The sequence below is a fragment of the Pseudomonas sp. TUM25319 genome (assembly GCF_056388475.1).
Genome location: NZ_CM150751.1, coordinates 120,549 through 133,126 on the forward strand (window position 1 = coordinate 120,549; position 12,578 = coordinate 133,126).

Annotated in this window: 13 protein-coding genes; 9 read left to right on the forward strand and 4 right to left on the reverse strand. The window is 64.4% G+C overall.

Going from position 1 to position 12,578, the window contains the following annotated elements:
* Positions 1-31: 31 nt before the first annotated feature.
* From AC05QJ_RS00540 to AC05QJ_RS00550, 3 genes are all read left to right on the forward strand, one after another.
* Complete coding sequence (locus tag AC05QJ_RS00540) at positions 32-1,603, forward strand: SulP family inorganic anion transporter (RefSeq protein WP_476745128.1); 1,572 nt, start codon at positions 32-34, stop codon at positions 1,601-1,603.
* Positions 1,604-2,109: 506 nt separating this feature from the next.
* Positions 2,110-2,352, forward strand: coding sequence for a hypothetical protein (locus tag AC05QJ_RS00545; RefSeq protein WP_476745129.1), 243 nt, complete (start codon positions 2,110-2,112; stop codon positions 2,350-2,352).
* Between the two features lie 196 nt (positions 2,353-2,548).
* Positions 2,549-2,986, forward strand: coding sequence for a hypothetical protein (locus AC05QJ_RS00550; RefSeq protein WP_476745130.1), 438 nt, complete (start codon positions 2,549-2,551; stop codon positions 2,984-2,986).
* Between the two features lie 75 nt (positions 2,987-3,061).
* On the opposite strand, the gene aroE is transcribed toward AC05QJ_RS00550, so the two are convergent.
* Together aroE and hemF are read right to left on the reverse strand one after the other, a co-directional pair.
* Positions 3,062-3,886, reverse strand: coding sequence for a shikimate dehydrogenase (gene aroE / locus AC05QJ_RS00555; RefSeq protein ID WP_476745131.1), 825 nt, complete (start codon positions 3,884-3,886; stop codon positions 3,062-3,064).
* 58 nt (positions 3,887-3,944) lie between these two features.
* On the reverse strand, positions 3,945-4,871 hold the full coding sequence (gene hemF, locus AC05QJ_RS00560) for an oxygen-dependent coproporphyrinogen oxidase (protein WP_476745132.1): 927 nt from the start codon (positions 4,869-4,871) through the stop codon (positions 3,945-3,947).
* Positions 4,872-5,023: 152 nt separating this feature from the next.
* Here hemF and AC05QJ_RS00565 point away from each other — a divergent pair, with 152 nt between their 5' ends.
* Positions 5,024-6,001 (forward strand): NADPH:quinone reductase, encoded by a 978-nt coding sequence (locus AC05QJ_RS00565; protein WP_476745133.1) that lies wholly within the window; start codon positions 5,024-5,026, stop codon positions 5,999-6,001.
* A 119-nt stretch (positions 6,002-6,120) separates the two neighbouring features.
* Here the strand turns inward: AC05QJ_RS00565 and tsaC are convergent, their stop codons facing one another.
* Entirely contained in the window at positions 6,121-6,678 is a 558-nt protein-coding gene (gene tsaC, locus AC05QJ_RS00570; protein WP_476745134.1) for an L-threonylcarbamoyladenylate synthase type 1 TsaC, read from the reverse strand.
* 37 nt (positions 6,679-6,715) lie between these two features.
* Positions 6,716-7,813: a DNA-processing protein DprA gene (gene dprA, locus AC05QJ_RS00575; RefSeq protein ID WP_476745135.1), complete on the reverse strand. Its 1,098-nt coding sequence runs from the start codon at positions 7,811-7,813 to the stop codon at positions 6,716-6,718.
* Positions 7,814-8,022: 209 nt separating this feature from the next.
* Here dprA and def point away from each other — a divergent pair, with 209 nt between their 5' ends.
* The 5 genes from def to AC05QJ_RS00600 are packed head-to-tail and all read left to right on the forward strand — an operon-like array spanning position 8,023 to position 12,547.
* Positions 8,023-8,529 carry a peptide deformylase gene (def, locus tag AC05QJ_RS00580; protein ID WP_476745136.1) on the forward strand — a complete coding sequence of 169 codons (507 nt, stop codon included), beginning with the start codon at positions 8,023-8,025 and terminating at the stop codon, positions 8,527-8,529.
* Between the two features lie 58 nt (positions 8,530-8,587).
* Positions 8,588-9,520: a methionyl-tRNA formyltransferase gene (gene fmt / locus AC05QJ_RS00585; RefSeq protein WP_476745137.1), complete on the forward strand. Its 933-nt coding sequence runs from the start codon at positions 8,588-8,590 to the stop codon at positions 9,518-9,520.
* On the forward strand, positions 9,517-10,830 hold the full coding sequence (gene rsmB, locus AC05QJ_RS00590) for a 16S rRNA (cytosine(967)-C(5))-methyltransferase RsmB (RefSeq protein ID WP_476745138.1): 1,314 nt from the start codon (positions 9,517-9,519) through the stop codon (positions 10,828-10,830). The genes fmt and rsmB overlap by 4 nt, the downstream gene beginning before the upstream one ends.
* A 17-nt stretch (positions 10,831-10,847) precedes the next feature.
* The gene (gene trkA, locus AC05QJ_RS00595) at positions 10,848-12,221 is read left to right on the forward strand and encodes a Trk system potassium transporter TrkA (RefSeq protein WP_476745139.1); all 1,374 of its coding nucleotides are present in this window, start codon (positions 10,848-10,850) and stop codon (positions 12,219-12,221) included.
* An 11-nt stretch (positions 12,222-12,232) separates the two neighbouring features.
* A complete protein-coding gene (locus AC05QJ_RS00600) occupies positions 12,233-12,547 on the forward strand; it encodes a hypothetical protein (RefSeq protein WP_476745140.1) in 315 nt (104 codons plus the stop codon).
* Positions 12,548-12,578: the final 31 nt, after the last annotated feature.

Below are 12,578 nucleotides of genomic sequence, written 5' to 3' on the forward strand. Positions count from 1 at the left end.
TGACAGGCTTCCACCGGTATAGAGCGATCCCATGGCCTGGCCCGACCGCCAACGACTCCTGCCATTTCTGCGCTGGCTGCCACAGCAGAACCGGGCCAGCGTGCGCCGTGACCTGCTCGTGGGTCTGAGCGGCGCCATCCTCGCCCTGCCGCAGTCCATCGCCTACGCCCTGATCGCCGGCCTGCCCGCCGAATACGGCCTCTACGCGGCCATCGTGCCGGTGCTGATCGCCTGCCTGTGGGGTTCGTCCTGGCACCTGATCTGCGGGCCGACGGCGGCCATCTCCATCGTCCTCTACGCCGCCGTCAGCCCCATGGCGGTGCCGGGCAGCGGCGACTACATCACCCTGATCCTGTTGCTCACCTTCCTCGCCGGCGTGTTCCAGTGGCTGATGGGCATGTTGCGCTTCGGTGCCCTGGTGAACTTCGTGTCTCATTCGGTGGTGATCGGGTTTACGCTCGGTGCCGCCGTGGTCATTGCCCTGGGCCAGTTACCGAGCCTGATGGGGCTGGACCTCGACAGCCAGACCACCGCCCTGAAGACCGCACAAAGCCTGCTGCAACACGTCGGCGAGATAGACCTGCCGTCGCTGCTGTTGGGCCTTGGCACCTTGTTGACCGGCCTTGCCATCAAGCTGCTGCGCCCGCGCTGGCCGGCACTGCTGATCAGCCTGCTCGGTGCCAGCCTGCTGGCGTTGCTGTGGCCGGCGATGTTCGGCCATGTCGCGAGGGTGCCGGCGTTCATCGGCCAGTTGCCGCCGCTGAGCCCGCTGCCGCTGCTGGACGTGGAACTGATCCTGCGCCTGCTGCCGGGCGCCGTGGCGGTGGGCATGCTGGGCCTGGTGACCAGCCTGTCCATCGCCCGCTCGCTGTCGATCCGCTCGGAGCAGTTGATCGACGCCAATCAGGAAATCCGTGCCCAGGGCCTGTCCAACCTGATTGGCGCGTGGTTCTCGGGTTATCTGTCGTCCGGCTCTTTCACCCGCTCCGGGTTGAGTTATGACGCGGGCGCCCGATCGCCGCTGGCTGGCGTGTTTTCAGCGTTGTGGGTGGCGCTGTTCGCGGTGGCCGGTGCCCAACTCATCGCTCATATTCCGATCCCGGCCATGGCCGGCAGCATTCTGCTGATCTGCTGGGGCCTGGTGGATCATCGGGCGATCCGGGCGCTGTACCGGGTCAGCCGCCCGGAGTTCGTGGTGATGCTGCTGACCTTCTTCGCCACCCTGCTGCTGGAGCTGCAAACGGCGATCTATGCCGGTGTGCTGGCCTCGCTGTTCTTCTACCTCAAGCGCACCTCGCAGCCGCGGGTACAACAGAGCCGGGAAGGCGAGGCAGACGTGTTGCGGGTGGGCGGTTCGATCTTCTTCGGCGCCAGCCACTACTTGCAGGTGCGGCTGCAACGCTGCCAGGCGACGGACGTGGTGATCGATGCGCGGCAGATCAACTTCATCGACTACTCCGGGGTGGAAATGCTCCACCAGGAAGCCCGCCGCCTGCGCCGGCAAGACCGCAGCCTGACCTTGCGCCGGGCGAGGCCGCAAGTGATCGAGGAATTGCAGAAGCTCGAAGGGATGGAGCGCTGCCCGATCCGCTTCGAAGACTGAAGCCGTAATGCCCGGTAGGAGCGGATTTATCCGCGATGGGCCACAGCGCGGCCCTGAATCCATCCAGCACCCTGTTGATGTCCGATCTGGATCTGACATTCACGCACCATTAACCTCCCGGTACTGACAGCCAGCTCGTGCGGGATGGTTCTGGGGCCGCGCTGCGGCCCATCGCGGATGAATCCGCTCCTACAATGCTCGTGGTCGTACTTGGCTACGAACTTCCTCTATCTCCGACTTTCTTGTAGGCAATTTCCCAAGCATACTGCCGGCCGCCTTCAGTTGTTGCGCTCGTGGGAATCGCTGCCTAGTCTTCGGCGGTCGTTGAACATCAACGATCGGCTTTGACAGGCCGTCCTTCAGGTCGCCGCAGCTTTATGGCAGCTGTGCGCGTGGGCACCTCATGGTGCGCCGGGTTTCCTGGACCGGTCTGTCAACCCGCGTACAGCTGCCACCCTCTGTTTGACAGCAGACGATGGCAGCTCCATTCATCCAGGAGTTTTGTCATGAAAAAGCTTGTCCCCGATCCACCCCCAATCCTCGCCCTCAAGCCAGGCATCACCCACGACGAAGCGATCCACAATGCCTTCGAGCATCTCGAAAAGGCCATCGCCTTCGCCACCCGCCTGCCCGACCAGGCCAAGCCCAAACAGCAGGCCGATCTGGAAGACACGCGAGTGCATCTGCGGCTGATCAAGGCCTACCTGAAAGTAGCTCTGGCGAAATCGACACAAAGCATGCCGATCTAGTGGGCTGAAAAAACCGGCCGTTAAGTGTTCTCAACGGCCGGTTTTTTATCGCCCTGTCTAATAAGTGCAACTAGCTAGAACAAACAAGCATTTCCGGCAACTGATATTTCTGTCAGTTGTGCTCAAGCACAGATCTGGTTAGCGTGAGTCGCGCAGAATATTTTGAATGCCCAAATTTAAACGTGAGGAAGAAAGAATGAATAACATAAAGCTTTTTTCGTCATTAATTTTGCTGTTTATACAAACACCGTTTTTTTATTCGGCTAACGCAGCGGTAGAAGCACAGTACCCACGGAATTGTTATACAGACCAAAGCTTGAACGCGTTCGATATGCATAATTCTATCAACTCTTCCGAAAGAGCGACACTGACAGCCCTGAAGTACAAACCAATTGATGTAGTTGTCAAACAAACAGTTGACACAGCGACGTCTTCAACGATTCTTGACGCCTCGGGGACAAAAACAACCAGTGGAAAGGTGAGATATCAGTGGGCCGGCAACCCCGAAGATAACAAGCCGACCACCAAGGTAAAGACCCCCGAGCGAGGTTACAGCACACGCCTCAACCTGAACGTAAGGGATGAAGAATGTGGTAATGAAGTTAATACAGAAATCACCGTCTCGGGTAAATGAGCGATTACCGACAAAAGTTTCAGCGATAAAAAAGCCGGCCGGTGAGGATAACCACGGCCGGTTTTTTGCTCAGGATCAAGCCCGCGCCAGTTGCCGCCGCAGTTCCGCCAACACCGGCCCGGTATCCGGCCGCACGCCCCGCCAGATGCAGAAGGCTTCCGCCGCCTGCTCCGCCAGCATCCCCAGCCCGTCCAGCACCTTGGCGGCGCCGTGTTCGCGGGCCCACTGGCAGAACGGCGTGGGTTCCTTGCCGTACATCATGTCGTAGCACACGGTGACGCCCGGCTCGATCAGGCTCGGGTCGATGGGCGGCAGCTCGCCGGCAAGGCTCGCCGAGGTGGCGTTGATGATCAGGTCCACCGGCTCTTTCAGCCAACTGAAGCCGCTGGCCGCCACGGGGCCGAGGTCGGCGAACTCGCGGGCCAGTTGCTCGGCTTTTTCCACGGTGCGGTTGGCGATCACCAGCGACGCGGGGTTGTGCGCCAGCAGTGGCTCCAGCACGCCGCGCACGGCACCGCCGGCGCCCAGCAGCAGGATGCGCTTGCCGGCCAGTTCAACCCCGGCATTGACGGTGAGGTCGCGCACCAGCCCGGCGCCGTCGGTGTTGTCGCCCTGGAGGCTGCCATCGGCCAGTTTGCTCAGGGTGTTCACCGCCCCGGCGCGCTGGGCGCGGGGGGTGAGGCTGTCGACCAGGCGGAAGGCTTCTTCCTTGAACGGCACGGTGACGTTGGCGCCCAGGCCCTGCTGGAAGAAGCCCAGGGCGCAGGCGGTAAAGTCATCCAGCGGCGCCAGCAGGGTGTCGTATTCGAGCTGCTGGCCGGTCTGGTCGGCAAACAGCCGGTGGATCAACGGCGACTTGCTGTGGCCGATCGGGTTGCCGAATACAACGTACTGGTCCATTCACGCGCTTCCTGAATCACGCCCGGCGACCGGGCAAACGGGGGGGTGAACAATGGGCTCAGCGAGCGCTGTTGTCCAGACTCAGCCAGTCGCGATCCTGCAGGAAGTACTCGGTCAGACGTGCTTCGGCGCTGCCCGGTTGCGGCTTCCAGTCGTAGCCCCAGCGCACCTGCGGCGGCAGCGACATGAGGATCGACTCGGTACGGCCGCCCGATTGCAGGCCGAACAGGGTGCCGCGGTCATAGACCAGGTTGAACTCGACGTAGCGGCCGCGGCGGAATTCCTGGAATTCGCGCTGCTCGGCGGTGTACGGCTCGGCCTTGCGACGCTGGACGATGGGCAGGTAGGCCTCGACGTAGGCGTCGCCAATGGCGCGCATGAAGGCGAAGCTGGTGTCGAAGTCCCATTCGTTGAGGTCGTCGAAGAACAGGCCGCCAATGCCGCGGGGTTCACCACGGTGCTTGAGGTGGAAGTAGCGGTCGCACCAGGCCTTGTAGCGCGGATAGACGTCGGCGCCGAACGGCGCGCAGGCCTGCTCGGCGACACGGTGCCAGTGGATGCAGTCTTCTTCGTTGCCGTAGTACGGGGTCAGGTCGAAGCCGCCGCCGAACCACCACACCGCTTCTTCGCCTTCTTTCTCGGCGATGAAGAAGCGTACGTTGGCGTGGGAGGTCGGCACATGCGGGTTGTGCGGGTGGATCACCAGCGACACGCCAAGGGCTTCGAAGCCGCGACCCGCCAGTTCCGGGCGGTGGGCGCTGGCGGACGGCGGCAGGCCGTTGCCAAAGACATGGGAGAAATTGACGCCGCCTTTCTCGATGACCTTGCCGTCGCCGATCACCCGGGTCCGTCCACCGCCGCCGGCTTCGCGGGTCCAGGCGTCTTCGACGAAGCGGGCGCCGCCGTCTTCGTTTTCCAGGGCGGTGCAAATCCGGTCTTGCAGGTCCAGCAGGTAGGCCTTCACGGCCTCGGTGCGGCTAGTCATCGGGTCACCTTGAAGCGGGCTTGGGCCGGCCCAGGGGAACCGGCGGAAAATTCGGCGCACAGCATACCATCGTGCATGTGCCCCCCGTAGTTGACGGCGATCAAGCAAAAGCGTCCGATAGGCCCTTTCCCCGATGTCTCAGGAGAGTGCAGATGGCCAAGCGTATCCAGTTCGCCCAGCATGGCGGCCCCGAGGTGCTGACCCTGGTCGATTTCGAACCGAAGGCCCCGGCGCCGGGCAATGTCCTTGTGCGTAACCACGCCATCGGTCTGAATTTCATCGACACCTATTTCCGTAGCGGCCTGTATGCGCCGCCGGCGCTGCCGTCGGGCCTGGGCACCGAGGGTGCCGGCGTGGTGGAAGCGGTGGGCGAGGGCGTGACCCGCTTCAAGGCCGGCGACCGCGTGGCCTATGGCGGCGGGCCGCTGGGCGCTTACAGCGAGCTGCACGAACTGCCGGCAAGCAATCTGGTGGCGTTGCCGCAGGAGATCAGCTTCGAAGACGCCGCTGCCGTGATGCTCAAGGGCCTGACCGTGCAGTACCTGCTGCGCCAGACCTACGACGTGCAGCCGGGCGACGTCATCCTGTTCCACGCCGCGGCGGGCGGTGTCGGCTCGCTGGCCTGCCAGTGGGCCAACGCCATTGGCGCCAAACTGATCGGCACCGTCAGCTCGGCGGAAAAGGCCGAGCGCGCCAAGGCACTGGGCGCCTGGGCGACCATCGACTACAGCCGCGAGGATGTGGCGCAGCGGGTGCTGGAACTGACCGATGGCAAGAAGTGCCCGGTGGTGTATGACGGTGTGGGCCAGGACACCTGGCTGACCTCGCTGGACTGCCTGGCGCCCCGTGGGCTGATGGTGAGCTTCGGCAATGCCTCGGGTGCGGTGACCGGGGTGAACCTGGGCATCCTGGCGCAGAAGGGTTCGCTGTATGTCACCCGGCCGACGCTGGCCAGTTACGCCAACACCGCGGAAAACACCCAGGCGATGGCCAATGAGCTGTTCGCGATGATCGCCAGCGGCAAGGTGAAGGTGGATATCCAGCAGCGGTATTCGCTGGCTGATGCAGCCAAGGCGCAGACCGAGTTGTCGGCGCGGCGGACGGTGGGCTCGACGGTTCTGATTCCCTGAGTGTTACGGTGAGGCTGATGGCCCTATCGCCGGCAAGGCCGGCTCCCACAATGTCTGAGGCAACTCGGAACCTGTGGGAGCCGGCCTTGCCGGCGATGAGGCCATCAGCAACACCCAAATTATCCAGCCCGAACCACCTCACCAGTCGCCAGATCACGAATCACACTCGGATTCTTGCGCCCCCCCAGCGCCCCACCCAGCACCAGATCCAGCTGGCCGTGGAAATACTGTTCCACCCGCAACCGGCTCTTGGCCGCCGGACGCCCCGCCGGGTTGGCCGAGGTGGACACCAGCGGCCCCACCAGCGAACACAGGTCGCGCACCAGCGGATGGTCACTGACCCGCAGCGCCACGGTGTCGTGCACACCGGTGATCCACTCCGGCAGCAGGCCCTGATGCGGCACCAGCCAGGTGTTCGGCCCCGGCCAGGTGCTGCTCATGCGGTCAATCCACACGTCCGGGAAGTCTTCGAAGAGGAAGTCGAACTGACGGATGTTGTCGGCGATCAGGATCAACCCCTTGTTCACCGAGCGCGACTTGAGCGCCAGCAGCCGATCCACCGCCTCTTCGTTCCATGGGTCACAGCCCAGGCCCCAGACCGCTTCGGTCGGATAGGCGATCACCGCTCCGGCCCGGATTTCCCGCGCGGCTTGTTGCGCACGCCAACTGTTCACCATTTGTGTTACTCCGCATGAAGGCTGATGCGCAGTTTACTTAGCCGGGCCGGGCAAACCAACGCCCGGCTTCATTGCACACGCGGCCCTCCAGTTCCAGCTCGGTCAATGCCGCCAGTACCCGCCCCAGTGGCTGGCCGCTGGCATGGGCCAGCCCTTCGCTGGTCTGCGGCGCGGCCAGCAGCAGGGCAAGCAGCGGGTGGGCGGGTTTATCCACAGGCGCGGGCGAGAGGTTCTGCCAGCCACGCAGGCTTTCGAGGATCTGTTCGATGCTTTCCACCAGCAACGCGCCGTCGCGAATCAACTGATGGCAGCCCTTGGCGCCAGGATGGTGGATCGAGCCGGGAATGGCGAACACCTCGCGCCCCTGTTCCGCCGCCAGCCGGGCGGTGATCAGCGAGCCGCTGGCAAGACTCGCCTCCACCACCAGCACGCCCAGCGACAGCCCGCTGATGATCCGGTTGCGTCGGGGAAAGTTGCCCGGCAAGGGCCCGGCCTCCAGCGGAAACTCCGACACCAGCGCGTTGCCCTGTTCCAGCATGTGGCGTGCCAGCGTCCGGTGACGCTGTGGATAAAATTTTTTCAAGCCCGTGCCCAACACCCCGATGGTGGCCCCGCCCACATCGAGTGCGGCCTGGTGCGCCGCACCGTCGATGCCCAGGGCAAGACCACTGGTAATGACGAAACCGGACTTCGCCAGGCTGCGGGAAAACAAAGCGGCGGTGCTGATTGCCGGTGGCGAAGCACGCCGGCTGCCGACCACCGCCAACTGGGGTTTATCCACAAGCGAGGGGTCACCGGCGACGTAAAGCAGCGGCGGCGGATCAGGAATTTCCGCCAGCAACGCCGGATAGGCGGGATCGTCCCACATCAGCAAATGCTGGCCCGGCCGCTCTAGCCAGGCCATCGCAGCAGCTGCCGCATCACGGACTTCAGCGCTGCGCCGGGCATCACCAGCGGCCGGCGGCACGCCAAGGGAAACCCAGGCAGCAGCCGGTGCGCTCATGGCAGCAGAGGCGCTGCCAAAGGCCTGGATCAGTGTCATGAAACGCTGCGGACCCACATCGGGCAGATGCTGCAAACGCAGGCGCGCCTCCAGCTCGGCGGGCGGGCAGGCGGGAAAATCGGGGCAGGGCATAAGACCATCCTTGATCTTTCGGGGAGCGTCCACATTGCACAACTTGTGGATAACTCTGTTGATAATGCTTTGACAACTGTCCGCCGAACGGGCGCTGACAGCCGGCATTTCAACCCTAGACGACCTTTTCGCAGGTGCCGAACGCGGCGAATCCCTTTATTATGTGCGTTCATGTTTGTCACATAGCGCACAGTGCAGCTCATACCCTTATGGCCATTCTGAACATCCTCGAATTCCCGGACTCGCGCCTTCGCACCATCGCCAAACCGGTGACGGAAGTCGACGACGCCATCCGCCAGTTGGTGGATGACATGTTCGAAACCATGTACGAAGCCCCCGGCATCGGTCTGGCCGCGACCCAGGTCAACGTGCACAAGCGCGTGGTGGTCATGGACCTGAGCGAAGATCGCAGCGAGCCGCGGGTGTTCATCAACCCCGAACTGGAAGAGTTGACCCACGACATGGGCCAGTACCAGGAAGGCTGCCTGTCGGTACCGGGCTTCTACGAGAACGTCGACCGTCCGCTGCAAGTCCGGGTCAAGGCCCTGGACCGCGACGGCAAGCCGTTCGAGCTGATCGCCGAAGGCCTGCTGGCCGTGTGCATCCAGCACGAGTGCGACCACCTCAACGGCAAGCTGTTCGTCGATTACCTGTCGACGCTCAAACGCGACCGCATCAAGAAGAAGCTGGAAAAGCAGCACCGCCAGCAAGCTTGATCCTCCTCACTCCAGAAGGCTTGCTCCGGCAAGCCTTTTTCTTTTAAGCGAGAACTGCATGCGCATCGTCTTCGCGGGCACCCCCGAGTTTGCCGCCGAACACCTCAAGGCCCTGCTGGCCAGCGACCATGACATCGTCGCCGTCTACACCCAACCCGACCGTCCGGCCGGTCGCGGGCAGAAGCTGATGCCGAGCCCGGTCAAGCAACTGGCTGTGGATAACGGCATCCCGGTGCTGCAACCACCGACGCTGCGCAACCCCGAAGCCCAGGCCGAACTGGCCGCGCTGGCGCCGGACCTGATGGTGGTGGTGGCCTACGGCCTGATCCTGCCGCAAGTGGTGCTGGATATTCCGAAACTCGGCTGCATCAACAGCCACGCCTCGCTGCTGCCCCGCTGGCGCGGTGCCGCGCCGATCCAGCGCGCCGTACAAGCGGGCGACGCCGAAAGCGGCGTGACCGTGATGCGCATGGAAGCGGGCCTGGACACCGGCCCGATGCTGCTCAAGGTCAGCACCCCGATCAGCGCCAGCGACACCGGCGGCAGCCTGCATGATCGCCTTGCCGAACTGGGCCCGCCCGCCGTGCTGCAAGCCATCGCCGGCCTCGGCGCCGGCACGCTGCAAGGCGAGGTGCAGGACGATGCCCTGGCCACCTACGCTCACAAGCTGAACAAGGACGAAGCGCGCCTGGACTGGAGCCGTCCGGCGGTCGAGCTGGAGCGGCTGGTACGCGCCTTCAATCCGTGGCCGATCTGCCACAGCACCCTCGCCGGCGAAGCGCTGAAAGTGCTGGCCGCCAACCTGGCCGAAGGCAAGGGCGCGCCGGGCGAGATCCTTTCGGCGAGCAAGGACGGCCTGGTGGTCGCCTGCGGTGAACAGGCACTGAGCCTGACCCGTCTGCAACTGCCCGGTGGCAAGGCGCTGAACTTCAGCGACCTGTTCAACAGCCGCCGCGAGAAATTCACCCCCGGCACGGTACTCGGCCAATGAACCCGCGTCTGGCCGCCGCCCGCGCCCTGGCCGCCGTCCTCAGCGGCAAGGCGTCGCTGAATAGTTCGCTGCCCGCGCAACTGGACAAGGTCGAGGCCCGCGACCGCGGCCTCACCCAGGACCTCGCCTTCGGTACTGCGCGCTGGCAGCCACGGCTGTCGCTGCTGGCCGAGCGCCTGTTGCAGAAACCCTTCAAGAGCGCCGACGCCGATGTCGAAGCGCTGCTGCTGGTGGGCCTGTACCAGTTGCTCTACACCCGCGTGCCAGAGCACGCCGCCATCGGCGAGACCGTGGGCTGCGCCGACAAGCTGAAAAAGCCATGGGCCAAGGGCCTGCTCAACGCGGTACTGCGCCGCGCCCAACGCGAAGGCAATGACCTGCTCGCCGAGATGGAACGCGACCCGGTAGTGCGCACCGCGCACCCGCGCTGGCTGCAAAAATCCCTGAAGGCGTTCTGGCCCGAGCAGTGGGAAGCCATCTGCGCCGCCAACAATGCCCATCCGCCGATGATCCTGCGGGTCAATCGCCGCCATCACAGCCGTGACGCCTACCTCGACCTGCTGCGCCAGGCCGGTATCGAGGCCGTGCCGTGCCAGTTCAGCACCGACGGCATCCTGCTGGCCGAGGCCAAGGATGTGCGCGACCTGCCGGGCTTTGCCGAAGGCTGGATCAGCGTGCAGGACGAAGCGGCGCAACTGGCCGCCGACCTGCTCGAACTGGCCCCCGGCCAACGGGTGCTGGACGCCTGCTGCGCCCCCGGCGGCAAGACCTGCCACCTGCTGGAAGCCGAGCCGAAGCTGGCCGGCGTGGTGGCCATCGACCTCGAAGCCAAGCGCCTGACCCGGGTTCGCGAGAACCTCGACCGCCTTGGCCTCGATGCCCAGCTGATCGCCTGCGACGCTCGCGACACCGCCACCTGGTGGGACGGCAAGGGCTTCCAGCGCATCCTGCTGGACGCGCCGTGCTCGGCCACCGGCGTGATCCGCCGCCACCCGGACATCAAGCTGACCCGCCAGCCCGACGACATCGCCGCCCTCGCCAGCCTGCAAGGCGAGTTGCTCGACGCGCTGTGGCCGACCCTCGATGTCGGCGGCATGCTGCTGTACGCCACCTGCTCCACCCTGCCCACGGAGAACACCGAAGTGATCGAGGCGTTCCTGGCCCGCACCCCCGGCGCCCGTGAGCTGGACCTGGCCACCGACGCCGGCATCCGCCAGCCCCATGGTCGCCAGTTGCTCGCCCAAGAAGGCGGGCACGACGGTTTCTATTACGCCAAGCTGATAAAAATCGCCGCCACGCGCGGTCAATAAAAAGGAAGTGACAGCGGATGAAGATCATCATCCTCGGCGCGGGGCAGGTCGGCGGCACGCTGGCCGAGCACCTGGCCAGCGAAGCCAACGACATTACCGTGGTGGACACCGATGGCGATCGCCTGCGTGATCTCGGCGATCGCCTGGACATCCGTACCGTCCAGGGCCGGGGTTCGCTGCCGACCATCCTGCGCCAGGCCGGTGCCGACGATGCCGACATGCTGGTGGCGGTAACCAACAGCGACGAAACCAACATGGTCGCCTGCCAGGTCGCCTACACGCTGTTCCACACGCCGACCAAGATCGCCCGGGTGCGGGAGTCGGCCTACCTGACCCGCAACGAGCTGTTCGACAACGAAGCCATCCCGGTGGACGTGCTGATCAGCCCCGAGCAGGTGGTGACCCACTACATCAAGCGCCTGATCGAACACCCCGGTGCCCTGCAGGTGATCGACTTCGCCGAGGGCAAGGCGCAACTGGTGGCGGTCAAGGCGTACTACGGCGGGCCGCTGGTGGGCCAGCAACTGCGCCAGATCCGTGCGCACATGCCCAATGTCGATACCCGCGTGGCCGCGATCTTCCGCCGTGACCGGCCGATCCTGCCCCAGGGCGACACGGTGATCGAAGCCGATGACGAAGTGTTCTTCATCGCCGCCAAGGCGCACATCCGCGCGGTGATGGGCGAGCTGCGCCGCCTCGACGAAACCAACAAGCGCGTGGTCATCGCCGGTGGCGGGCAGATCGGCGAGCGCCTGGCCGAGGCCATCGAAAGCCGCTACCAGGTGAAGATCATCGAGATGAGTGCAGCACGCTGCCGCTACCTCTCGGACAACCTCGACAGCACCGTGGTGCTGCAGGGCAGCGCCTCGGACCGCGACCTGCTGCTGGAAGAGAACATCGCCGACGCCGACATCTTCCTGGCCCTGACCAACGACGACGAGGCCAACATCATGTCGTCGCTGCTGGCCAAGCGCCTGGGTGCACGCAAGGTGATGACCATCATCAACAACCCGGCCTATGTCGACCTGGTGCAGGGCGGCGAGATCGACATCGCCATCAGCCCGCAACTGGCGACCATCGGCACCTTGCTGGCCCACGTGCGCCGCGGCGATATCGTCAGCGTGCACTCCCTGCGCCGGGGTGCGGCAGAAGCCATCGAGGCCATCGCTCATGGCGACTCGAAGTCGAGCAAGGTGGTGGGCAAGGCCATCGAGGACATCAACCTGCCGCCGGGCACCACCATCGGCGCGATCATCCGCGACGAGGAAGTGCTGATCGCCCACGACGACACGGTGATCAAGAGTGGCGACCACGTGATCCTGTTCGTTGTGGATAAAAAGTACATCCGTGATGTGGAGAAACTGTTCCACGTCGGCCTGACGTTCTTCTGAGGAACGACGCAATGCGCGAATCGCTGGAAAAGATGCTCGCCAAGGGTGTGGATAACCCGCTGCTGCGCTTTGGCTTGGGCAAGTCTTGGCTGGACGAGGGCAACGGCGCCGAGGCGGCGGTGCACCTGGCGCGGTGCGTGGAACTGGACCCGAAGTACTCGGCGGCGTGGAAGCTGTTGGGCAAGGCCTGGCAGGCGGCTGGGGATAACCTGGCGGCGCGGGATGCCTGGGAGCGGGGGATCGCTGCGGCGCAGGCTCATGGAGACAAGCAGGCTGAAAAAGAGATGACGGTATTTCTCAAGAAGCTGGATAAAGCCGAACACTGAGTTGAATGGTTTTGGGACCGCTTTGCGGTCC

Excerpts from the sequence above, each read along its gene's own strand:
- AC05QJ_RS00545 (WP_476745129.1), top strand. The coding sequence starts at position 2,110 with ATGAAAAAGCTTGTCCCCGATCCACCCCCAATCCTCGCCCTCAAGCCA.
- fmt (WP_476745137.1), top strand. The coding sequence starts at position 8,588 with ATGCGCATCGTCTTCGCGGGCACCCCCGAGTTTGCCGCCGAACACCTC.
- AC05QJ_RS00565 (WP_476745133.1), top strand. The coding sequence starts at position 5,024 with ATGGCCAAGCGTATCCAGTTCGCCCAGCATGGCGGCCCCGAGGTGCTG.
- tsaC (WP_476745134.1), bottom strand. The coding sequence starts at position 6,678 with ATGGTGAACAGTTGGCGTGCGCAACAAGCCGCGCGGGAAATCCGGGCC.
- hemF (WP_476745132.1), bottom strand. The coding sequence starts at position 4,871 with ATGACTAGCCGCACCGAGGCCGTGAAGGCCTACCTGCTGGACCTGCAA.
- def (WP_476745136.1), top strand. The coding sequence starts at position 8,023 with ATGGCCATTCTGAACATCCTCGAATTCCCGGACTCGCGCCTTCGCACC.
- rsmB (WP_476745138.1), top strand. The coding sequence starts at position 9,517 with ATGAACCCGCGTCTGGCCGCCGCCCGCGCCCTGGCCGCCGTCCTCAGC.
- AC05QJ_RS00550 (WP_476745130.1), top strand. The coding sequence starts at position 2,549 with ATGAATAACATAAAGCTTTTTTCGTCATTAATTTTGCTGTTTATACAA.
- trkA (WP_476745139.1), top strand. The coding sequence starts at position 10,848 with ATGAAGATCATCATCCTCGGCGCGGGGCAGGTCGGCGGCACGCTGGCC.
- AC05QJ_RS00600 (WP_476745140.1), top strand. The coding sequence starts at position 12,233 with ATGCGCGAATCGCTGGAAAAGATGCTCGCCAAGGGTGTGGATAACCCG.
- aroE (WP_476745131.1), bottom strand. The coding sequence starts at position 3,886 with ATGGACCAGTACGTTGTATTCGGCAACCCGATCGGCCACAGCAAGTCG.
- AC05QJ_RS00540 (WP_476745128.1), top strand. The coding sequence starts at position 32 with ATGGCCTGGCCCGACCGCCAACGACTCCTGCCATTTCTGCGCTGGCTG.
- dprA (WP_476745135.1), bottom strand. The coding sequence starts at position 7,813 with ATGCCCTGCCCCGATTTTCCCGCCTGCCCGCCCGCCGAGCTGGAGGCG.